Origin of the sequence: Pseudomonas sp. Irchel s3f7, from assembly GCF_900187615.1 — a bacterium.
Lineage (GTDB): Bacteria > Pseudomonadota > Gammaproteobacteria > Pseudomonadales > Pseudomonadaceae > Aquipseudomonas.
In genome coordinates this window covers 1-20,831 of record NZ_FYDO01000022.1, presented here as the reverse complement: position 1 = coordinate 20,831, position 20,831 = coordinate 1, and the positions used below count along the sequence as shown (strand labels likewise).

The 20,831-nt window shown below is 59.9% G+C and carries 17 protein-coding genes; 8 read left to right on the top strand and 9 right to left on the bottom strand.

From position 1 onward, the window contains the following. The first annotated feature begins 120 nt into the window (after positions 1–120). The gene (locus CKW19_RS19195) at positions 121–939 is read left to right on the top strand and encodes a pyruvate, water dikinase regulatory protein (RefSeq protein ID WP_095059380.1); all 819 of its coding nucleotides are present in this window, start codon (positions 121–123) and stop codon (positions 937–939) included. Between the two features lie 63 nt (positions 940–1,002). On the opposite strand, the gene prpD is transcribed toward CKW19_RS19195, so the two are convergent. From prpD to CKW19_RS19165, 6 genes are all read right to left on the bottom strand, one after another. Then, on the bottom strand, positions 1,003–2,487 hold the full coding sequence (prpD, locus tag CKW19_RS19190; protein ID WP_095059379.1) for a 2-methylcitrate dehydratase: 1,485 nt from the start codon (positions 2,485–2,487) through the stop codon (positions 1,003–1,005). Positions 2,488–2,654: 167 nt separating this feature from the next. Then, positions 2,655–3,845 carry a 2-methylaconitate cis-trans isomerase PrpF gene (gene prpF, locus CKW19_RS19185; protein WP_095059378.1) on the bottom strand — a complete coding sequence of 397 codons (1,191 nt, stop codon included), beginning with the start codon at positions 3,843–3,845 and terminating at the stop codon, positions 2,655–2,657. A 64-nt stretch (positions 3,846–3,909) separates the two neighbouring features. Then, on the bottom strand, positions 3,910–6,504 hold the full coding sequence (gene acnD / locus CKW19_RS19180; protein WP_095059377.1) for a Fe/S-dependent 2-methylisocitrate dehydratase AcnD: 2,595 nt from the start codon (positions 6,502–6,504) through the stop codon (positions 3,910–3,912). Positions 6,505–6,708: 204 nt separating this feature from the next. Then, positions 6,709–7,836 (bottom strand): 2-methylcitrate synthase, encoded by a 1,128-nt coding sequence (prpC, locus tag CKW19_RS19175; RefSeq protein WP_053157390.1) that lies wholly within the window; start codon positions 7,834–7,836, stop codon positions 6,709–6,711. Between the two features lie 159 nt (positions 7,837–7,995). Next, on the bottom strand, positions 7,996–8,886 hold the full coding sequence (prpB, locus tag CKW19_RS19170) for a methylisocitrate lyase (protein WP_053157387.1): 891 nt from the start codon (positions 8,884–8,886) through the stop codon (positions 7,996–7,998). Continuing rightward, the gene (locus tag CKW19_RS19165; protein ID WP_095059376.1) at positions 8,883–9,602 is read right to left on the bottom strand and encodes a GntR family transcriptional regulator; all 720 of its coding nucleotides are present in this window, start codon (positions 9,600–9,602) and stop codon (positions 8,883–8,885) included. Before CKW19_RS19165 ends, prpB begins: the two co-directional genes overlap by 4 nt. Positions 9,603–9,901: 299 nt before the next feature. Here CKW19_RS19165 and CKW19_RS19160 point away from each other — a divergent pair, with 299 nt between their 5' ends. From CKW19_RS19160 to pabB, 4 genes are all read left to right on the top strand, one after another. Beyond that, complete coding sequence (locus CKW19_RS19160) at positions 9,902–10,438, top strand: ATP-dependent zinc protease (protein ID WP_095059375.1); 537 nt, start codon at positions 9,902–9,904, stop codon at positions 10,436–10,438. Positions 10,439–10,443: 5 nt separating this feature from the next. Further along, positions 10,444–11,979, top strand: a complete 1,536-nt coding sequence (locus CKW19_RS19155) for an inactive transglutaminase family protein (RefSeq protein ID WP_095059374.1) — start codon at positions 10,444–10,446, stop codon at positions 11,977–11,979. Further along, positions 11,979–12,965, top strand: a complete 987-nt coding sequence (locus tag CKW19_RS19150; protein ID WP_095059373.1) for an alpha-L-glutamate ligase-like protein — start codon at positions 11,979–11,981, stop codon at positions 12,963–12,965. The genes CKW19_RS19155 and CKW19_RS19150 overlap by 1 nt, the downstream gene beginning before the upstream one ends. Before the next feature lie 153 nt (positions 12,966–13,118). Next, positions 13,119–14,462, top strand: a complete 1,344-nt coding sequence (gene pabB / locus CKW19_RS19145) for an aminodeoxychorismate synthase component I (RefSeq protein WP_095059372.1) — start codon at positions 13,119–13,121, stop codon at positions 14,460–14,462. 93 nt (positions 14,463–14,555) lie between these two features. On the opposite strand, the gene thrH is transcribed toward pabB, so the two are convergent. Beyond that, positions 14,556–15,173, bottom strand: coding sequence for a bifunctional phosphoserine phosphatase/homoserine phosphotransferase ThrH (gene thrH, locus CKW19_RS19140; RefSeq protein ID WP_095059371.1), 618 nt, complete (start codon positions 15,171–15,173; stop codon positions 14,556–14,558). A 172-nt stretch (positions 15,174–15,345) separates the two neighbouring features. Here thrH and CKW19_RS19135 point away from each other — a divergent pair, with 172 nt between their 5' ends. Then, positions 15,346–16,080, top strand: coding sequence for a phosphoadenylyl-sulfate reductase (locus CKW19_RS19135; protein ID WP_095059369.1), 735 nt, complete (start codon positions 15,346–15,348; stop codon positions 16,078–16,080). A 30-nt stretch (positions 16,081–16,110) separates the two neighbouring features. Here CKW19_RS19135 and CKW19_RS19130 read toward each other — a convergent pair whose 3' ends face one another. Next, positions 16,111–17,037 carry a LysR family transcriptional regulator gene (locus CKW19_RS19130; protein ID WP_095059368.1) on the bottom strand — a complete coding sequence of 309 codons (927 nt, stop codon included), beginning with the start codon at positions 17,035–17,037 and terminating at the stop codon, positions 16,111–16,113. Between the two features lie 126 nt (positions 17,038–17,163). Here CKW19_RS19130 and CKW19_RS19125 point away from each other — a divergent pair, with 126 nt between their 5' ends. After that, complete coding sequence (locus CKW19_RS19125) at positions 17,164–17,910, top strand: 3-oxoacyl-ACP reductase family protein (RefSeq protein WP_095059366.1); 747 nt, start codon at positions 17,164–17,166, stop codon at positions 17,908–17,910. A gap of 57 nt (positions 17,911–17,967) precedes the next feature. On the opposite strand, the gene CKW19_RS19120 is transcribed toward CKW19_RS19125, so the two are convergent. After that, positions 17,968–18,663, bottom strand: a complete 696-nt coding sequence (locus tag CKW19_RS19120) for an HAD-IA family hydrolase (protein WP_095059364.1) — start codon at positions 18,661–18,663, stop codon at positions 17,968–17,970. Between the two features lie 244 nt (positions 18,664–18,907). On the opposite strand from CKW19_RS19120, the gene CKW19_RS19115 reads away from it, so the two are divergent. Further along, the coding region (locus CKW19_RS19115) for a DUF6531 domain-containing protein (protein ID WP_256580358.1) at positions 18,908–20,831 on the top strand (1,924 nt) is incomplete at its 3' end.

Below are 20,831 nucleotides of genomic sequence, written 5' to 3'. Positions count from 1 at the left end.
AGCATTTACCGGCTATATGGCCTGGACCTGGAAAATAAGTGAGAATGCGGGCCAATGGCGGCCGGCAAATCGCGCCTATCATATCCAAGATTCGTCACTAGCTTAAGGCCCAAGGTGCAAATGAAACGATCTGCTTTCTTTATTTCCGATGGTACGGGCATTACTGCCGAAACCCTCGGCCAGAGTCTCCTGGCGCAGTTCGAAAACATTACCTTCAGCAAAGTCACGCGGCCGTACATCGACAACGTGGACAAAGCGCGGGCCATGGTACAACAAATCAACAAAGCCGCCGAAACCGACGGCTTCCGTCCGATTATCTTCGACACCATCGTCAATCAGGACATTCGTGAGATTCTCGCAACCTCGAATGGTTTCATGATCGACATTTTCTCGACATTCCTGGCACCACTTGAACAGGAACTGACCGAGCATTCTTCCTACACCGTCGGCAAGTCCCACTCCATTGGCGCCAATACCAATTACATGGAGCGTATCGAGGCCGTTAACTTCGCCCTCGACAACGACGATGGCGCCCGCACGCACTATTACGACAAGGCCGACCTGATCCTGGTCGGCGTGTCGCGCTGCGGCAAAACCCCGACGTGCCTGTACATGGCCATGCAATTCGGCATCCGCGCCGCCAACTACCCGCTGACCGAAGAAGACATGGAGCGCCTGCAACTGCCCAACGCCCTTCGCGCCCATCAGCACAAGCTGTTCGGCCTGACCATCGACCCTGACCGCCTCACTGCGATCCGCAACGAGCGCAAACCCAACAGCCGCTATTCGAGCTACGCCCAGTGCGAGTTCGAAGTGCGCGAGGTGGAAAACCTGTTCCGCCGCGAGAACATCCCGCACATCAACTCCACGCATTTTTCCGTGGAAGAAATCTCCGCGAAAATCCTTGTGGAAAAAGGTGTGGAGCGGCGGTTCAAGTAACTCTGTAGCGCCTGATCTATTGCCATCGCGGGCAAGCCCGCGATGAACGATGACGCGGTCTATCTAAATAACAAACAAATCCACAAACCGGTTCACCGGTGTCGCCTCAAGTGCCTGCTGATCCTTGCACAGCGCGAAAATCTCATCGCTGCGCTGCCCCGCGAATCGTGTCAGCAAGTTCGCCTTGAACTTGTCCTCCAGCAACGGGATCCCTTCAGCCCGACGTCGACGATGCCCGATCGGGTACTCCACCACCACATTTTCGGTACTCGAACCGTCCTTGAAAAACACCTGCACCGCATTGGCAATCGAGCGCTTGTCGGGCTCCAGATACTCGCGGGTGTAACGCGGTTCTTCGACGATAAGCATTTTCTCGCGCAGCACATCGATGATCGGATGCGCCTTGTGGAAATCGTCTTCGTAGTACTCCGCCACCAGGTTGCCAAAGGCCAGCGGCACAGCGGTCATGTACTGGATGCAGTGATCGCGGTCGGCGGCATTGGCCAGCGGACCGACCTTGGAAATGATGCGAATCGCCGACTCATGAGTGGTGATGACGATCCGGTCGATTTCGTGCAGCCGATTGCGCACTTGCGGATGCAGGGTCACTGCCGCTTCACAAGCGGTTTGCGCGTGAAACTCCGCCGGGAAGCTGATCTTGAACAGCACATTTTCCATCACATAACTGCCGTACGGCCGCGAGAAACTGAACCCGCGCTTGTCGTCAGGCTTGAGCGCCAGATCGCTATTGGTGTGGCTGAACAGCACGTCGTAAAAACCCCACTGCTTGGCACTCAATACGCCGGGTATACCCATCTCGCCTCGCATCGCCATGTCTGCCAGACGCACGCCCCGACTGGACGCATCACCTGCCGCCCAGGACTTTCGCGACCCGGCATTCGGCGCATGCCGATAGGTGCGCAATGCCTGACCATCAGCAAAAGCGTGGGACAACGCCGACAACAACTGCTCGCGATTGGCCCCCATCAGTTTGGCGGTGACCGCGGTTGAGGCGACCTTCACCAGGATGACGTGATCGAGGCCGACACGGTTGAACGAGTTTTCCAGCGCGATCACACCCTGAATCTCATGGGCCATGATCATCGCTTCAAGGACCGTGCGCATGGTCAACGGCGCCTCGCCATTGGCCAGCCGTTTTTGCGACAGATGGTCAGCCACCGCAAGAATGCCGCCGAGGTTATCCGACGGATGCCCCCACTCGGCCGCAAGCCAGGTGTCGTTGTAATCCAGCCAGCGCACGATGCAGCCGATGTCCCACGCAGCCTTGACCGGATCCAGCCGATAAGACGTGCCCGGAACCCGCGCCCCGAACGGTACAACAGTGCCTTCGACCACAGGTCCGAGATGCTTGGTGCACTCGGGAAAACGCAGGGCCAGCAGGCCGCAACCCAGGGTATCGATCAGGCAGTTGCGCGCGGTGTCCAGCGCTTGCACGGACTCGATCTTGTAGTTGAGAACATAGTCTGCAATGTCCTGCAGGACCTGGTCATAGTCGGGGCGGTTGTTGAGGTCGACGTTGGCGCTCATGTTCGATTCACTCTTTGAAGAGGGTCGTTGATGGGACCTCGGCTCAGGAATCTTGGTGTATCGCTGCTTTCTTGTTTTGAAATGCGATCCTTTGTAGGAGCCGGCTTGCTGGCGATGGCGACTTCAAGGAGGCCATCGCCGGCAAGCCGGCTCCTACAGAGAGTGAATCAGAAGGAGTCGCCAGGCACACGCACATAACCTTCCATCAACACCCGCGCACTGCGGCTCATGATGGCTTTGTTCACGGTCCATTCGCCGTTCACCAGACTGGCCTCGGCGCCGACGCGCAGGGTGCCGGACGGATGGCCGAAGCGCACCGCGTTGCGTTCGGTGCCACCCGCCGCGAGGTTAACCAAGGTGCCGGTGATCGCTGCCGCCGTGCCGATGGCTACCGCTGCCGTGCCCATCATCGCGTGGTGCAACTTGCCCATCGACAATGCACGCACCAACAGGTCGACATCGCCCGCCGCAACGGCTTTGCCGCTGGACGAGACGTAGTCCGCCGGTTTGGCCACGAAGGCCACTTTCGGCGTGTGCTGCCGCTTGGCCGCTTCGTCGACGTTCGAGATCAGGCCCATGCGCAATGCGCCGTAAGCACGAATGGTTTCGAACATCAGCAAGGCTTTCGGGTCGCCGTTGATGGCGCATTGCAGCTCGGTGCCGTTGTAGCCGATGTCTTCGGCATTGACGAAAATCGTCGGAATGCCAGCGTTGATCAGGGTCGCCTTGAAGGTGCCGACGCCGGGTACTTCGAGGTCATCCACCAGGTTGCCGGTCGGGAACATCGAACCGCCACCGCCCTCTTCGTCCGCTGCCGGATCGAGGAATTCAACCTGTACTTCAGCGGCCGGAAAGGTTACGCCGTCGAGTTCGAAATCGCCGGTTTCCTGCACTTCACCATTGGTGATCGGCACGTGAGCGATGATGGTCTTGCTGATATTGGCCTGCCACACGCGAACCACGGCCACGCCGTTGTGCGGGACGCGGCTGGCATCGACCAGGCCGTTGCTGACGGCGAACGAACCGACTGCCGCGGTCAGGTTGCCGCAGTTGCCGCTCCAGTCCACGAAAGGCTTGTCGATGGAGACCTGACCGAACAGGTAGTCGACGTCATGATCGGCGTGGGTGCTTTTCGACAGGATCACGGTTTTGCTGGTGCTGGAAGTCGCGCCGCCCATGCCGTCGATTTGCTTGTCGTACGGATCGGGGCTGCCGATCACGCGCAGCAGCAAAGCGTCGCGGGCCGGGCCTGGGACCTGTGCCGCTTCGGGCAAGTCTTTAAGGCTGAAGAACACGCCTTTGCTGGTGCCGCCGCGCATGTAGGTGGCGGGAATTTTGATCTGCGGTGCGTGAGCCATGGTGCTCGTTACTCCTAATCTAGAAACAGACATGGGACTCAAAGTCCCATGTCTGTGCAGCGTTTTAGACGGCAACCGCCGATTCTTCGAGGAAGTCCTGGGCGAAGCGTTGCAGCACGCCACCGGCTTCGTAGATCGACACTTCTTCAGCGGTGTCGAGGCGGCAGGTCACCGGCACATCGACGCGTTCGCCGTTCTTGCGATGGATCACCAGCGTCAGGTCGGCACGCGGGGTGCGGTCGCCGATCACGTCGTAGGTTTCGCTGCCATCGATAGCAAGGGTGTGACGGTTGGTGCCCGGCTTGAACTCCAGCGGCAACACGCCCATGCCCACCAGGTTGGTGCGGTGAATGCGCTCGAAACCTTCGGCGGCAATCGCTTCCACACCGGCCAGACGCACGCCTTTGGCGGCCCAGTCGCGGGACGAACCCTGACCGTAGTCGGCGCCGGCGATGATGATCAGCGGCTGCTTGCGATCCATGTAGGTTTCAATCGCTTCCCACATGCGCATCACTTTGCCTTCCGGCTCGACGCGGGCCAGCGAACCCTGCTTGACCTTGCCGTCTTCCAGAACCATTTCGTTGAACAGTTTCGGGTTGGCGAACGTCGCGCGCTGTGCGGTCAGGTGGTCACCACGGTGAGTCGCGTAAGAGTTGAAGTCCTCTTCCGGCAGGCCCATTTTCGCCAGGTATTCGCCAGCGGCGCTGTCGAGCATGATGGCGTTGGACGGCGACAGGTGATCGGTGGTGATGTTGTCCGGCAGTACCGCCAGCGGGCGCATGCCCTTGAGCGGACGAGCGCCGGCCAGCGCACCTTCCCAGTACGGCGGACGGCGGATGTAGGTGCTCATTTCGCGCCAGTCGTACAGCGGCGCGACTTTCGGGCCGGTGTCTTCGTGGATGGCGAACATCGGGATGTACACCTGACGGAACTGCTCAGGTTTCACCGAGGCTTTCACCACCGAGTCGATTTCTTCGTCGCTCGGCCAGATGTCTTTCAGACGGATTTCCTTGCCGTCGACCACGCCCAGCACGTCTTTTTCGATGTCGAAACGGATGGTGCCGGCGATGGCGTAAGCAACAACCAATGGCGGCGAAGCCAGGAACGCTTGCTTGGCGTACGGGTGAATCCGGCCGTCGAAGTTACGGTTGCCGGACAACACGGCAGTGGCGTACAGGTCGCGGTCGATGATCTCTTGCTGGATCACTGGATCGAGTGCGCCCGACATGCCGTTGCACGTGGTGCAAGCGAAGGCCACGATGCCGAAACCGAGCTGGTCCAGCTCACTGGTCAGGCCAGCTTCGTCAAGGTACAGCGCGACGGTTTTCGAGCCCGGTGCGAGGGACGACTTGACCCATGGCTTGCGGGTCAGGCCGAGCCTGTTGGCATTGCGCGCCAGCAGGCCAGCGGCAATCACGTTGCGCGGGTTACTGGTGTTGGTGCAGCTGGTGATGGCGGCAATGATCACCGCGCCGTCCGGCATTTGACCCGGAACCTCGTCCCACTGACCGGAGATACCTTTGGCGGCCAGATCAGAAACCGCTACGCGAGCGTGCGGATTGCTCGGGCCGGCCATGTTGCGCACAACAGAAGACAGATCGAATGTCAGGCCGCGCTCATATTGCGCACCCTTGAGGCTGTCAGCCCACAGACCGGTCTGCTTGGCGTAGTTCTCGACCAGCTGCACCTGCTCGTCTTCACGGCCGGTGAGTTTGAGGTAGTCGATGGTCTGCTGGTCGATGTAGAACATCGCCGCGGTGGCGCCGTATTCCGGGGCCATGTTGGAGATGGTCGCACGGTCGCCGAGGGTCAGCGCGGAGGCGCCTTCACCGAAGAACTCCAGCCATGCGCCAACCACTTTTTGCTTGCGCAGGAACTCGGTCAGCGCCAGCACCATGTCGGTGGCGGTGATGCCCGGTTGCAGTTTGCCGGTCAGCTCGACGCCGACGCTTTCTGGCAAACGCATCCACGAGGCACGGCCGAGCATGACGCTTTCGGCTTCCAGGCCACCGACACCGATGGCGATCACGCCCAGCGCATCGACGTGCGGGGTGTGGCTGTCGGTACCGACGCAGGTGTCAGGGAACGCGACGCCGTCACGTACCTGGATCACCGGAGACATTTTCTCCAGGTTGATCTGGTGCATGATGCCGTTGCCTGGCGGGATCACGTCGACGTTCTTGAACGCTTTCTTGGTCCAGTTGATGAAGTGGAAACGGTCTTCGTTACGACGGTCTTCGATGGCGCGGTTCTTTTCGAACGCTTCCGGATCGAAGCCACCGCGCTCGACGGCCAGGGAGTGGTCGACGATCAGTTGGGTCGGCACGACCGGGTTCACTTGCGCCGGATCACCGCCCTGCAGGGCGATGGCGTCACGCAGACCGGCCAGGTCGACCAGTGCGGTCTGGCCGAGAATGTCGTGGCACACCACGCGGGCCGGGAACCACGGGAAGTCGAGGTCGCGCTTGCGTTCGATGAATTGCTTCAGGGATTCGGTGAGCGTGGCCGGGTCGCAGCGACGCACAAGGTTTTCCGCCAGCACGCGAGAGGTGTAAGGCAGGGTGTCATAGGCGCCGGGCTGAATCGCCTCGACTGCCGCACGGACGTCGAAGTAATCCAGTTTGCTGCCGGGCAGCGATTTGCGGAATTCTGTGTTCATCGGTCAGGACTCGGTCACGGTAGATACAAAGGGTGGGGCCTGGCACAGGGTTCGAATTGAAACCGACCTCTGTAGGAGCCGGCTTGCTGGCGATCGCGTCGGGTCAGGCAACGAAAATGTTGAATGACAAATCGCAATCGCTGGCAAGCCAGCTCCTACAGGGTCACCGGTTCATTCAGTGACCTGTGCAGGCATTCCCACCATTCAGCGTTGTTCGATTGGCACGAACTTGCGCTGTTCGACGCCGGTGTATTCGGCGCTTGGACGGATGATGCGGTTGTTGGCACGCTGTTCGTACACGTGCGCCGCCCAGCCGGTCAGGCGCGAGCAGACGAAAATCGGTGTGAACAACTTGGTCGGAATGCCCATGAAGTGGTACGCCGAGGCATGGTAGAAGTCGGCGTTCGGGAACAGTTTCTTTTGCTCCCACATGGTCTTGTCGATGGCTTCGGAGACCGGGAACAACACTTTGTCGCCCACTTCGTCAGCGAGTTTTTTCGACCAGCCCTTGATCACTTCATTGCGCGGATCGTTGTCCTTATAGATCGCATGACCGAAGCCCATGATCTTGTCCTTGCGCTCGAGCATGCCGAGGGTGCCTTCGATCGCCGCTTCCGGCGAGCTGAAGCGCTCGATCATTTCCATCGCCGCTTCGTTGGCGCCGCCATGCAGCGGACCGCGCAGCGAACCGATGGCCGCAGTGATGCAGGAATACAGGTCGGACAGGGTCGATGCGCAAACACGAGCGGTGAAGGTCGATGCGTTGAACTCGTGCTCTGCGTACAGGATCAGCGAAACGTTCATCACCTTGACGTGCAACTCGCTCGGCTTCTTGCCGTGCAGCAGGTGCAGGAAGTGACCGCCGATGGACTGCTCGTCGCTCACGCATTCGATGCGCTTGCCTTCATGGCTGAAGCGATACCAGTAGGTCATGATCGCCGGGAATGCAGCCAGCAGGCGGTCAGTCTTGTCGTGCTGCTCGGAGAAGTTGTTCTCCGGCTCCAGGTTGCCCAGGAACGAGCAGCCGGTGCGCATCACGTCCATCGGGTGGGCGTCGGCGGGGATGCGTTCCAGCACTTCTTTCAACGCTTGCGGCAGGTCACGCAGCTTGCTCAGCTTGGCAACGTAGGCGGCCAGTTGCGCTTTGCTCGGCAGTTCGCCGTACAGCAGCAGGTAAGCGACTTCTTCAAACTGCGCGTCAGCCGCCAGTTCACGAACGTCATAACCACGATAGGTCAGACCGGCACCCGACTGGCCCACGGTGGACAGTGCGGTTTGCCCGGCAACCTGGCCACGGAGCCCGGCGCCACTGAGTACTTTTGCTTCGGCCATTGCTGTCTCCAATCTTGAATTTATTAGGGAATCGGCAAAATTTGATTCATCAGGTCTATCGCGTATTGCCGAAGAGATCGCAGCCTCGTTTCACTCGACAGCTCCTACAGGAGAAAGAGGTCGGTGCAGGAGCTGCCGAAGGCTGCGATCTTTAGATCATTACTTCTTCGCGGCGAACAACGCATCGAGCTTCTGCTCGAAGGTGTGGTAGTCGATGCGATCGTAAAGCTCCATGCGGGTCTGCATGGTGTCGATGACATTCGCCTGGGTGCCATCGCGGCGCAGCGCGTTGTAGACGTTTTCTGCGGCTTTGTTCATGGCGCGGAAAGCCGACAGCGGGTACAGCACCAGCGATACATCGGCACCGGCCAGTTGCTCGGTGGTGTACAGCGGCGTCGCGCCGAATTCGGTGATGTTGGCCAGGATCGGCGCTTTCACGCGGCTGGCGAACAGCTTGTACATGTCCAGCTCGGTGATGGCTTCCGGGAAAATCATGTCGGCGCCGGCTTCGATGCAGGCAGCGGCACGATCCAGGGCAGACTCCAGACCTTCCACCGCCAGGGCGTCGGTACGGGCCATGATCACGAAGCTGTCATCGGTACGGGCATCGACGGCGGCCTTGATACGGTCGACCATTTCCTGCTGGGTCACGATCTCTTTATTAGGACGGTGGCCGCAGCGCTTGGCGCCGACCTGGTCTTCGATGTGAATCGCCGCTGCGCCGAACTTGATCATCGACTTCACGGTGCGAGCCACGTTGAAGGCCGACGAACCGAAACCGGTGTCCACGTCCACCAACAATGGCAGATCGCAGACGTCGGTGATGCGACGCACGTCGGTCAGCACGTCATCCAGACCGGTGATGCCCAGGTCCGGCAGGCCGAGGGAGCCAGCAGCCACCCCGCCACCCGACAGGTAGATCGCCTTGAAACCGGCGCGCTTGGCCAACAGCGCGTGGTTGGCGTTGATCGCGCCGACCACTTGCAATGGATGCTCGCTGGCGACCGCATCGCGGAAACGCTGGCCTGGAGTGCTCTTGTTCAAACTCATGACTCACCTCGTTTGGCTGTCGGGTTAGCGCCGTCCTGGTAATGACGGGCGATGTTGCGTTTGGAGGCGCCGATGTGACGGCGCATCAACAACTCGGCCAGTTCACCGTCACGGTCGGCGATGGCATCGAGAATTCGGTGGTGCTCGGCAAACGCCTGGTGTGGGCGATTGGGCGTGGTGGAGAACTGGATGCGGTACATGCGCACCAATTGATACAGCTCGCCGCAGAGCATTTGGGTCAGCGTGCGATTGCCGCTGCCCTGGATGATTCGGTAGTGGAAGTCGAAATCGCCTTCCTGCTGGTAGTAGCCGACACCGGCCTGAAACGCCGCATCGCGCTCGTGGGTTTCCAGCACCCGACGCAATTCGTCGATTTCTTCTACGCTCATACGCTCGGCAGCCAGACGGCAGGCCATGCCTTCAAGGGACTCGCGGATTTCGTAGAGTTCGACCAGTTCGGCATGGTTAAGCGACACCACTCGCGCCCCGACATGCGGAACACGTACCAGCAGGCGCTGGCCTTCCAGACGGTGAATGGCTTCGCGCAGCGGTCCACGGCTGATGCCGTAGGTGCGCGCCAGTTCCGGTTCGGAGATTTTGCTGCCCGGGGCGATATCGCCTTTGACGATGGCCGCTTGAATGCGGCGGAAGACGTTCTCGGAAAGCGTCTCCGTATCGTCTTGCGTGAACACCGGGGGATCGAGTTGATCCAGCATGATTGTCGACACCTTGTAAGCCAGTGCCGCAAAAATTAGCGAATACAGGGCGCCGAGTCAAAGGTTAAATCGATATTGTCGACAATCTTCTGATAACCGGTTGCTTCATAATGAAGCAGCCTGACGGTTTTTAGCTGTCGCCCAGCGCTGGCACCATAAAACCACCGTGCTAGAATGCCGCCCGATTTGTTTGTCACATCTGCACGGCCTGTCATAAAACCCTGACAGGCATACGAAGGAGCTTGCGCAGCGATGCCAGGGCCCTGAATCGAAGTACGGACCGCTGCGCACCAGGATTTATGAGACTCAAGCCCTTCCCCACATTCCTTTATTTCCTTTGCCTGCCCGGCTTTGCGCTTGCAGGGGAAAAGACCGTGTATGGCCTCAACGAATACGCTTCCCTTAATGGCATCGACCTGGAAGTGGCCGCCAAACTCGACACCGGCGCCAAAACCGCTTCTTTAAGTGCACGAGACATCAAACGTTTCAAACGCAATGGCGAGTCATGGGTACGGTTTTACCTGGCCATCGACACCGCCCACTCGCACCCGATTGAACGGCCACTGGCCCGTGTCAGCAAGATCAAGCGCCGGGCCGGCGACTACGACCCGGAAGAAGGCAAGAAGTACACGGCCCGCCCTGTCATTGAGCTGGATATCTGCATGGGCTCGGCTTTGCGCAGTATAGAAGTGAACCTTACTGACCGAAGTGCTTTCCAATACCCGCTCTTGATCGGCTCCGAAGCCCTCAAACGATTCGATGCGCTGGTCGACCCCAGCCTTAAATATGCTGCCGGCAAACCCGCCTGCACCACCGACGCTCATACCGCAGAGTAATTCCAATGCGCTCTCTTACCCTTCATCTGAAACTGCTGATCGCCATCCTGGTGGTGCTGGGCATTTCAGTTACGGCCTATCAGATCTTCGTGCTGGGCATTCCGGTGACCGAAGACGCCACCGACGACCTGTGGAACATCGACGCCAAAGTCGAGTTCGTCGCCAGTGCCAAGGACCCGGTCAAGATCCAGATGTTCGTGCCGCCCCTGAGCCGCGACTTCGTCAGCCTTAATGAAAGCTTCATTTCCAACAATTACGGCGTGGCGGTGAACCGGGTCGACGGCAACCGCAAGGTCACCTGGTCGGCGCGCCGGGCCAAGGGCAACCAGACCCTGTATTACCGTTTGGTGCTGACCAAGCGCTATTCCGGCGAGAAACTCAAAGTAAAAGGCCCGACGTTCCGTGACAGCATGGTCATCGAAGGCCCGGAAAAAATCGCCGCCGAAGCCCTGCTCGCGCCGATCCGCCAGCACTCGGCCGACGTCGAGACCTTCATCGGCGAAGCCATCAAACGTGTCAACAATCTCGGCGACGACAACGTGAAACTGCTGCTGGCCGGTGATCCGTCCACGCCGCACAAGGCGAAAATCGTCGAATTGCTGCTGTCCATCGCCCACGTGCCGGTGGAAAAAGTCCACACCATTCGCCTGGTAGCGGACCAGCCGCAAGTACCGGAGCTGTGGCTGCGCAGTTTCAACGGCACCGACTGGCTGTACTTCAACCCGGAAACCGGCGAACAAGGCCTGCCAACCGACCGCCTGCTGTGGTGGACCGGCGACGAAAACCTGATCACCGTCGACGGCGGCAAGAAAGCCAGCGTGACCTTCAGCCTGAACAACAGCGAAATGAACGCCATTCGCCTAGCCAAGCTGACCGATGAAAACACCGACGCCAACTTCCTTGAATACTCGCTGTACGGCCTGCCGCTGCAAACCCAGCAGACCTTCATGATCATGGTGATGATCCCGATTGGCGTGCTGGTGATCCTGATCCTGCGCAACCTGATCGGCCTGCAAACACTGGGCACGTTTACTCCGGTGCTGATCGCCCTGGCGTTCCGCGAGACCCAGCTGGGCTTCGGCATTGTGCTGTTCACGATCATTACCGCATTGGGCCTGTCCCTGCGCTCCTATCTCGAACACTTGAAGTTGCAGATGCTGCCGAGACTGTCGGTGGTGCTGACCTTCGTGGTGGTGTTGATTGCGGCCATCAGCCTGTTCAGCCACAAGCTTGGCCTGGAGCGCGGGTTGTCGGTGGCGCTGTTCCCGATGGTGATTCTGACCATGACCATCGAACGCCTGTCGATCACCTGGGAAGAACGCGGCGCCAGCCATGCGATGAAAGTGGCCATCGGCACGCTGTTCGCAGCGTCCCTCGCGCACTTGATCATGAGCGTGCCGGAGCTGGTGTACTTCGTCTTCACCTTCCCGGCGATCCTGCTGATCCTGGTGGGTTTCATGCTGGCGATGGGGCGTTATCGCGGCTACCGCCTGACCGAACTGGTGCGTTTCAAGGCCTTCCTGAAAAAGGCTGACGCTTGATGTTCGGCTTCTGGAAGACCTGGAAGGCCCTGGAAGCCCGGGGCATCATGGGCATCAACCGGCGCAACGCGGACTACGTGCTCAAGTACAACAAGCGCAGCCTGTACCCGATTGTCGATGACAAGATCATCACCAAGGAGCGCGCCATCGCGGCTGGCATTCATGTGCCGGAGCTGTATGGCGTGATTTCCACCGAGAAGGAAATCGACAACCTCGACAAGATCATCGGCGGGCGCAACGACTTCGTCATCAAACCGGCCCAAGGCGCTGGCGGCGATGGCATTCTGGTGATTGCCGACCGCTTCGAGGGCCGCTATCGCACGGTGTCCGGCAAGATCATCAGCCACGAGGAAATCGAGCATCAGATTTCCAGCATCCTGACCGGCCTGTACTCCCTCGGCGGGCACCGCGACCGGGCGCTGATCGAATATCGCGTCACCCCGGACCAGATCTTCAAGAGCATCAGCTACGAAGGCGTGCCGGACATCCGCATCATTGTGCTCATGGGTTACCCGGTGATGGCCATGCTGCGCTTGCCGACCCGTCAGTCCGGCGGCAAGGCCAACCTGCACCAGGGCGCCATCGGTGTCGGTGTCGACCTGGCGACAGGCTTGACCCTGCGCGGCACCTGGTTGAACAACATCATCACCAAACACCCGGACACCACCAACGCGGTGGACGGCGTGCAATTGCCCTACTGGGACGGTTTCATGAAACTCGCCGCCGGTTGTTATGAGCTGTGCGGGCTGGGTTACATCGGTGTCGACATGGTGCTGGACCAGGAAAAAGGCCCACTGATCCTGGAGCTCAATGCCCGGCCGGGCTTGAATATCCAGATTGCCAACGATTGCGGACTGACGTTGCGCACCCATGCGGTCGAAGCGCGACTGGAAGAGCTCAAGGCCCGGGGCGTGATTGAAACCGTTGAAGAGCGCGTGGCGTTTGTGCAGGAAATGTTTGGGCATATTCCGCCGGTAGAGGGCTGACTTATGGCACTTTGTGGCGAGGGAGCTTGCTCCCTCGCCACAGGTGTCACGCTCACCGCTACTGATCTGCCAATCCCCGACATCCCCTCTAGGAGCAATTCCCCGAGGGGACTACAATCGCCACCCCGCCTCGATGGCTGATCTTCCCCGCCCATGTTGACCTGTTCCGTACACCCGCTGCCCTATCGCGCCAACCCCGCCCAATACTTCGCGGCGATCCGCCATGCCCCCGGCGCCGTGCTGCTCGACAGCGGCCGGCCGAGCGCCAACCGTGGCCGCTATGACCTGCTCAGTGCCTGGCCGCTGGAGCAATTGGCGGTAGCGTCTGACGAAAGTGGCAGCGATTTCCTGCAACGCCTGCGCGCTAACCTGACACGGCTGGGTGAAGCGTCGATTCCGGCACCTTATGAACTGCCGTTTGCGGGTGGTTTGATCGGCTACCTGAGTTACGACTTCGGCCGACATCTGGAAAACCTGCCGAGTCAGGCGTTGGACGACCTGCAATTGCCCGATGCACGTTTCGGCCTCTATGACTGGGCGCTGATTAGCGATCACCAGCAGAAAAGTAGCCAACTGGTGTTTCACCCGACCCTGACCGACAGCGAACGCCAACGCTTGATCGCGCTGTTCAGTCAGCCGGCGCCTGAACCGGTAGAGCCTTTCAAACTGCAAACCCCGATGATTGCCGACCTGAACGCTGACGAGTATCGCCAGGTGATCGAGCGCATTCAGCAATACATCCAGGCCGGCGACTGTTATCAAGTCAATTTCGCCCAGCGTTTCCGTGCGCCCTGCCAGGGCGATCCATGGGTGGCTTATTGCGCGTTGCGGGCGGCGTGCCCGACACCGTTTTCCGGTTTTCAGAGCCTGCCCGACGGCGGTGCTGTGCTGAGTTTGTCGCCGGAGCGCTTCGTCAAAGTCAGCGAGCGTCACGTTGAAACCCGCCCGATCAAAGGCACGCGCCCCCGAGGCCTCACACCCGCCGAAGACGCGGCGAACGCCGCCGAACTCCTGGCCAGCCCCAAGGATCGCGCGGAAAACCTGATGATCGTCGACTTGCTGCGCAACGATCTTGGGCGCACCTGCCGCACCGGTTCGGTTCGGGTGCCGGAGTTGTTCAGCCTGGAAAGCTATCCGAACGTGCATCACCTGGTAAGCAGCGTGACCGGCGAACTGGCGGATGAGCGCGATGCCCTGGACCTGATCGCCGGCAGCTTCCCCGGCGGCTCAATCACCGGCGCACCGAAGATTCGCGCCATGCAAATCATCGACGAACTGGAACCCACCCGACGCGGACTGTATTGCGGTTCGTTGTTGTATCTCGATGTGCGGGGCGAGATGGACAGCTCCATCGCCATTCGCAGTTTGTTGGTCAAGGATGGGCAGGTATGTTGCTGGGGCGGTGGCGGGATTGTGGCCGACTCCGAGTGGCAGGCCGAATATCAGGAATCGATCACCAAGGTGAAAGTGCTGCTCGATACCCTGCAAAACCTTTGAAGCATCGCCGGCAAGCCGGCTCCTACAAGGATCGCGTGCCTCGCATCGATCTTGTAGGAGCTGGCTTGCCAGCGAAAGCGTCAGTCCGGCCGATTAAAGACTCAAGGTCCGATTCGACGCCTTGATGAACTCCTGCTTCAACGCTTCAAACGTATGCACCGCCGGGAACTGCGGGAACTCGGCAATCACGTTGTCCGGCGCATGGAACAGAATCCCTGCATCCGCTTCACCGAGCATGGTGGTGTCGTTGTAGGAATCGCCCGCCGCAATCACGCGGTAGTAAAGGCTCTTGAAGGCCAGAACCGACTGACGTTTGGGATCTTTCTGACGCAACTGATAGCTCGTTACCCGCCCGGTGTCATCCGTAATCAGACGATGGCAAAGCAAGGTCGGGAAGCCCAGTTGGCGCATCAACGGCTGCGAGAACTCGTAAAAGGTGTCCGACAGGATCACCACCTGGAAGCGCTCACGCAGCCAGTCGACGAACTCGATGGCGCCGTCCAGCGGCTTGAGCGTGGCGATCACCTCCTGAATGTCCGAGAGCTTCAGGCCGTGTTCGTCAAGGATCCGCAGGCGCTGCTTCATCAGCACGTCATAGTCGGGAATATCCCGGGTGGTGGCCCTGAGGGATTCGATCCCGGTTTTTTCGGCGAAGGCGATCCAGATTTCCGGGACCAGTACACCTTCAAGATCCAGACAGGCAATTTCCACAAGACACTCCCATTTGTATTGATTATTGAGTCGAGCGAGCAAAAAGACTGCCGAACTCTAGCGATTCGGGCCTGCCTGCGCAACGCAGAGGGTGCCCCGATCAGCGCAGCTTTTTGTTAACATCGGCCCATATAGAGCGCCCAGCGCCACCGACCTGTAGGAAGCCGCCCTGATGAGCCCAACGTTCGACGTCGTGGAACTCGCCACGACCTATGCCAATAAATCCGCCCAGGACATTCTGAAACTGGCTTTTGCCGAGTTCGGCGATGAGCTGTGGATCTCCTTCAGCGGCGCTGAGGATGTGGTCCTGGTGGACATGGCCTGGAAGCTGAACAAGAACGTCAAGGTGTTCAGCCTAGACACCGGTCGCCTGCACCCGGAGACCTACCGCTTCATCGATCAAGTGCGCGAGCACTACAAAATCGACATCGAACTGGTGTCGCCGGACCACACCAAACTCGAACCGTTTGTGAAGGAAAAAGGCCTGTTCAGTTTCTATAAGGACGGTCATGGCGAATGCTGCGGTATCCGCAAGATCGAGCCGCTGCGCCGTAAGCTGTCTGGCGTGAAGGCCTGGGCCACCGGCCAGCGCCGGGACCAGAGCCCGGGCACCCGCAGCGCCGTCGCGGTGATGGAAATCGACACCGCGTTCTCCACCCCGGAGCGCACCCTGTACAAATTCAATCCACTGGCACAAATGACCAGCGAAGAAATCTGGGGTTACATCCGCATGCTGGAGTTGCGGTACAACAGCCTGCACGAACGCGGCTTCATCAGCATCGGTTGCGAGCCTTGCACCCGCCCTGTGCTGCCGAACCAGCACGAGCGCGAAGGTCGCTGGTGGTGGGAAGAAGCCACGCAGAAAGAATGTGGGTTGCATGCCGGGAACATCATCAGCAAGGGCTGACCCCGATTCAACTTCGGTCTCAAGTGCTGCTCAAGCAGCACTAAACCGCTGTGCCAACCCTTGCTCGGCAAACTGCTCGATGATGAAGTCGACGAACGCTCGAGTCTTGCCCGGCAGCAGTTTGTGCTCGGCGTAATAGATCGAAATGTTGCCGTCATCGATGTACCAGTCCGGCAACACACGCTGCAATGTGCCCGCCTCCAGATAATTCACCGCGAACGGCATGCTCACCAGCGCAACCCCCAAACCCTGGGCCGCCGTCGCGCAAGCCGCATCCGAATCACTCATGGTCATTCGCGCCTTGAGCATCAATGGCCGGCAGTGCTGGGGGCTGCGTCCGCTCAACTGCCAGGAACGCACACGCCCGGTTTGCGGCGAGCGAATCAGGATGCCGTCGTGGTGTTGCAGATCATCGGGCTCCCTGATCGTTTCGCGCCGCGCAAGGTAATCGGTAGACGCCAGCAACACCCGATGCGCCGGTGCCAGCTTGCGCGCCACGACCCCCTGGGGTAATTCAAATCCGCCACCAATCGCCGCGTCGAACCCTTGGGCGATCAGGTCAACCTGACGATTATCAAAATGCCAGTCCGGGTTGATCGCCGGATATCGCTGCAGAAACTCACCGAGCAACGGCACGACATACAATCGCCCGAACACCGTGCCCATGCTGACTTTCAAAGTGCCTGCGGGGAGACCTTCGACGCTGGCCAGATTGGCCACGGCGTTCTGAATAGTCGTCAGGCTGGCGCTGACCTGACTCAAAAACAACTGGCCAGCCTCAGTCAAGGTGAGGTTGCGGGTGCTGCGCTGAAACAACCGCACCCCCAGATTCGCTTCAAGTTTGGCCACGCTCTTGCCCACCGCCGCCGGTGTCAGGCTCAAGCGTCGCGCGGCTTCGGCGAAACTGCCGACTTCGGCGCTGCGCACAAAGCATTCAATACTGCTGAAGGTTTCCATGACACACCACTATAAACTTATGGTTTACACAGACTATAGCAATTACCGTCTACACAGCCTGTAATCCTCAATCGATACTAGGCTCCATCAACCGGGACATCTCGCCTCGGGACTTTGGAGATCGACATGACTACTCAGAACCTCAGCGGCAAAGTGGCATTGATTCAAGGTGGTTCCCGCGGTATCGGCGCCGCCATCGTCAAACGCCTGGCCGCTGAAGGCGCGACCGTTGCCTTCACCTACGTCAGCTCCACGACCAAGGCCGAGGAACTGCAAAACAGCATCACCGCCCAAGGCGGCAAAGCCCTGGCAATCAAGGCTGACAGCGCCGACGCCGAGGCCATCCGCAGCGCGGTGAATGCGACGGTGGAAGCTTTCGGACGACTGGATATCCTGGTCAACAACGCGGGGGTTCTGGCCGTCGCACCGCTGGCCGATTTCAAACTCGAAGACTTCGACCAGACCTTGGCGATCAACGTGCGCAGCGTGTTCATCGCCACTCAAGCCGCCGCACAGCACATGACCGAAGGCGGCCGCATCATCAACATCGGCAGCACCAACGCCGATCGCATGCCCTTCGCCGGTGGCGGCCCGTACGCCATGAGCAAGTCGGCGCTGGTCGGCCTGACCAAAGGCCTGGCCCGTGACCTCGGCCCGCAAGGCATTACCATCAACAACGTGCAACCGGGCCCGGTCGACACCGACATGAACCCTGCCCACGGCGACTTCGCTGACAGCTTGATCCCGTTGATGGCGGTGGGCCGTTACGGCAAAGCCGAGGAAATCGCCAGCTTCGTCGCCTATCTCGTTGGACCGGAGGCTGGCTACATCACCGGGGCAAGCCTGACCATCGACGGTGGTTTTGGCGCCTGATGAGTTAAACGAAAAACCAATGTGGGAGCGGCTTGCTCGCTCCCACATTTTCTGTTGTCAGCCCCATTCCAGTGCCGGCAAACCACAAGCACCGGGTTCGAACGCTTTTAACGTACGAAGAATGCCATCCGCGTGTGCGTATTTTTCGTCAGCCATCGCCGCATCCGGAATCGCAATCGCCGCCATCCCCGCCGCTTTCGCCGCAGTGACACCAAAAGGCGAATCCTCGAACACCAGGCAATCCCCGGGGGCAACCCCCAACCGCCGCGCCGCCGTCAGGAAGATATCCGGTGCCGGTTTCGCTGCGCCCACTTCCGGGTCATCCGCCGTGACAATGAAATCGAACAGCGCAAACCAGTCGCGGTGCAAGGTGGTTTTCTGGCCGAACGACTGGCTCGTCGAACTGGTGCCCACCGCGATTGGGATGTTATTGGCCTTCAGATGCCGCACCAGTTCCTGTGCGCCAGGCATTGCCTGCGCTGTAGGAAAACGCTCGCGCATCAGTGGTTCGCGGATCACCAGAAACTCTTGCGCGGTAATCGGCAGGTCCAGCGCTTCAACCACATAACGCGCCAGATCACCCGCGCCGCGCCCGATGATGTTCTGCTTGATGCTCCAGTCGAAGGTTCGGCCATACCGCGCAGCGATGATCGACGTGACTTCGGTGTAGATGCCCTCAGTATCGAGCAGCAAACCGTCCATATCAAAAATCACGGCTTTGATCGGGCCGATTGCTTTCAGCGTTGCATTCATCGCGTCTGATCCGTTTTCAAAGGCATCCCGGGATGGATAACTGGAACGGGGGCCGGGCTGATTAAAGGTTTCAGCAGCATAACGAGCGTCGCAGGCGCAGAGCAATGAAATCCCGATCGCTGTCGAGCGGATCGCTGCGAAATAGCGATTCCCCCTACATCAAACACCTCCTTTCCTGACTTCTTTCCTCGTTGATCCCCCGCAGAGTTTGGCGCCCCACATTCCGCCAAACGAAAGACTGCCCATGCTCGCCCCTGACAAGCTGCTGGCCCTGAACAACACCATTGGCTTGCTCGTGGTCGCCGCCATGAACCCCGAGCGGCCGAACTTTGAAGCCCTGCTCGGGGAATTCCGCCTGTGCCTCAACGATTACGAGGCCTGGGCGGAAAGCTTCTGGACCGGTCGGGTGCTGGATGTCGAGCAGGTGTTTACGGTCGGCAACGAAGTACGTCTCAGCGCCCCTAAAAATTCCACCACGCCCGTCAGCTCAACCGTCGCCAGCTGCCCCGCCAGCGGCCCGTTGACCTTGGTGCATATGTTTGAATCCGCGCGCTTCGTGCCGATCGGCAACACGCCGGTGATGCTCGAACCGCTGCTCAATGAAGGTCAGGGCGAACCGCAGTACGGTAAGCCGATTCACGAAACCATCGGCCCCAGCGGCATCCTCGAAATCCCCCGCTGTTGGCGCGGCCAGCGTTATCGCATCACGTTCTTTCCTAACGTCACCACCGACCACGTCAAAGCGCTGTACGCCTCCTATCAGGGCGTTATCGGTGAACTCGAAAGCTGGTTACGCAACGAGTGGAGCGCTGAGTTCGAGCCCTTGTGGGCGGAGTTTTCCGCAGCGGACTTCGCAGAGCGTTATCGCACGCTGCAACAGGCTGACTGGCGTGGTTTCGAACTGTCGCTGCACGGTTTGTGGGATGACGTGAAGCAGGTTTATGCCCTGATCGAAGACCTGCAAGCGAACAGCGAAAAGCTCCTTGAGTACCTGACTGAAGCCGAACTGGAAACGTTGCTGAGCGCTTCGTCCGAGGCCATCGCCAACCTGTTGCTGGTGCTGAGCGATGAGCCGTTGATGTTCATCTATGTGGCCGCGTTTACCAGTTGGTTGAAGCTGCTGCCACCGCAGTACATCGCCGAGGTTGTGGCGCAAGTTCGCACGGAACTGCTGGTCGCTTTCCTGCTGATGTGTCTGACCGGTCCGATGGGCCTGAAGATCCGTTTGAGCGCCAAGGTGCTCAACAAGATCAAATCCGTGCGCGCTCGCCAATGGCTGGCAGCGGCAAGCCTGCGCCTGGCCGAGCTGACATCGCGGTCTGACCTGGCGGCCCACGCCGGTGCGCTCAAGCCATTGATGGTCAATGCCCGGAATGCGCCGCTGAAACCGGCGCCTGCGGTTCCATTGTTGATCTCCGCTGCCAACTCACCGGTGCTGGAGGTGCCGAACCCGGTCGCCATGGCGCGCAAAAAGTCCGCCCCCAGCACCCGCCTCGGACGTCACGAACAGCGGGACGACGCCCCGAAACAGGCCACCAACCCCAACGGCGACAGCGCCGACACCGTCGATAACACCGCCACCAACAAGTGCCCGGTGTCGATGGTCACCGGCGAGGAACTGCTGACCCTCACCGACGCCAGCCTCGACGGTCTCCTGCCGTTCGACTTCACCCGCCTCTATCGCAGCAGCGCCGTCGAACTCGACAGCGGCCTTGGGTTTGGCTGGAGCCATTCCCTGGCCCAGCGCCTGGAAATCGACGGCGACCAAGTGATCTGGATCGACCACGAAAACCGCCGCACGCCGTTTCCGCGACCGAGCGTCGAACGTCCGGTGATCCACAACAGCCTGTCGCGGGCGGCGATCTATCTGGGTGAAGTGGCGGACGAACTGATCCTCGCCCTGGCCGGCGACACGCCGCGTTTCTACCACTTCCGCGACGGCCGCCTGAGCGCAATCAGCGACGCCTACGGCAACCGCCTGCACGTGTCCCGCGACCGTCTGGATCGACTGCAACGTCTCGATAACGGCGCCGGTCGTGCGCTGTTACTGCGTTACGACCGGCGGCACCTGATCGCCGTCGACTATCAAGTGCGGCAACGCGCCACCACCGAAGAACACGCCTGGCGCACCGAACAGACCCTGGTCAGTTACCGCTACGACGCCTGCC

Bases quoted from the DNA above. Each gene is read 5' to 3' on its own strand.
- CKW19_RS19125 (WP_095059366.1), top strand. From the start codon at position 17,164: ATGACTACTCAGAACCTCAGCGGCAAAGTGGCATTGATTCAAGGTGGT.
- CKW19_RS19130 (WP_095059368.1), bottom strand. From the start codon at position 17,037: ATGGAAACCTTCAGCAGTATTGAATGCTTTGTGCGCAGCGCCGAAGTC.
- prpC (WP_053157390.1), bottom strand. From the start codon at position 7,836: ATGGCCGAAGCAAAAGTACTCAGTGGCGCCGGGCTCCGTGGCCAGGTT.
- CKW19_RS19160 (WP_095059375.1), top strand. From the start codon at position 9,902: ATGAGACTCAAGCCCTTCCCCACATTCCTTTATTTCCTTTGCCTGCCC.
- CKW19_RS19165 (WP_095059376.1), bottom strand. From the start codon at position 9,602: ATGCTGGATCAACTCGATCCCCCGGTGTTCACGCAAGACGATACGGAG.
- CKW19_RS19120 (WP_095059364.1), bottom strand. From the start codon at position 18,663: ATGAATGCAACGCTGAAAGCAATCGGCCCGATCAAAGCCGTGATTTTT.
- prpF (WP_095059378.1), bottom strand. From the start codon at position 3,845: ATGGCTCACGCACCGCAGATCAAAATTCCCGCCACCTACATGCGCGGC.
- CKW19_RS19155 (WP_095059374.1), top strand. From the start codon at position 10,444: ATGCGCTCTCTTACCCTTCATCTGAAACTGCTGATCGCCATCCTGGTG.
- acnD (WP_095059377.1), bottom strand. From the start codon at position 6,504: ATGAACACAGAATTCCGCAAATCGCTGCCCGGCAGCAAACTGGATTAC.
- CKW19_RS19135 (WP_095059369.1), top strand. From the start codon at position 15,346: ATGAGCCCAACGTTCGACGTCGTGGAACTCGCCACGACCTATGCCAAT.
- CKW19_RS19195 (WP_095059380.1), top strand. From the start codon at position 121: ATGAAACGATCTGCTTTCTTTATTTCCGATGGTACGGGCATTACTGCC.
- prpD (WP_095059379.1), bottom strand. From the start codon at position 2,487: ATGAGCGCCAACGTCGACCTCAACAACCGCCCCGACTATGACCAGGTC.
- pabB (WP_095059372.1), top strand. From the start codon at position 13,119: ATGTTGACCTGTTCCGTACACCCGCTGCCCTATCGCGCCAACCCCGCC.
- prpB (WP_053157387.1), bottom strand. From the start codon at position 8,886: ATGAGTTTGAACAAGAGCACTCCAGGCCAGCGTTTCCGCGATGCGGTC.
- CKW19_RS19150 (WP_095059373.1), top strand. From the start codon at position 11,979: ATGTTCGGCTTCTGGAAGACCTGGAAGGCCCTGGAAGCCCGGGGCATC.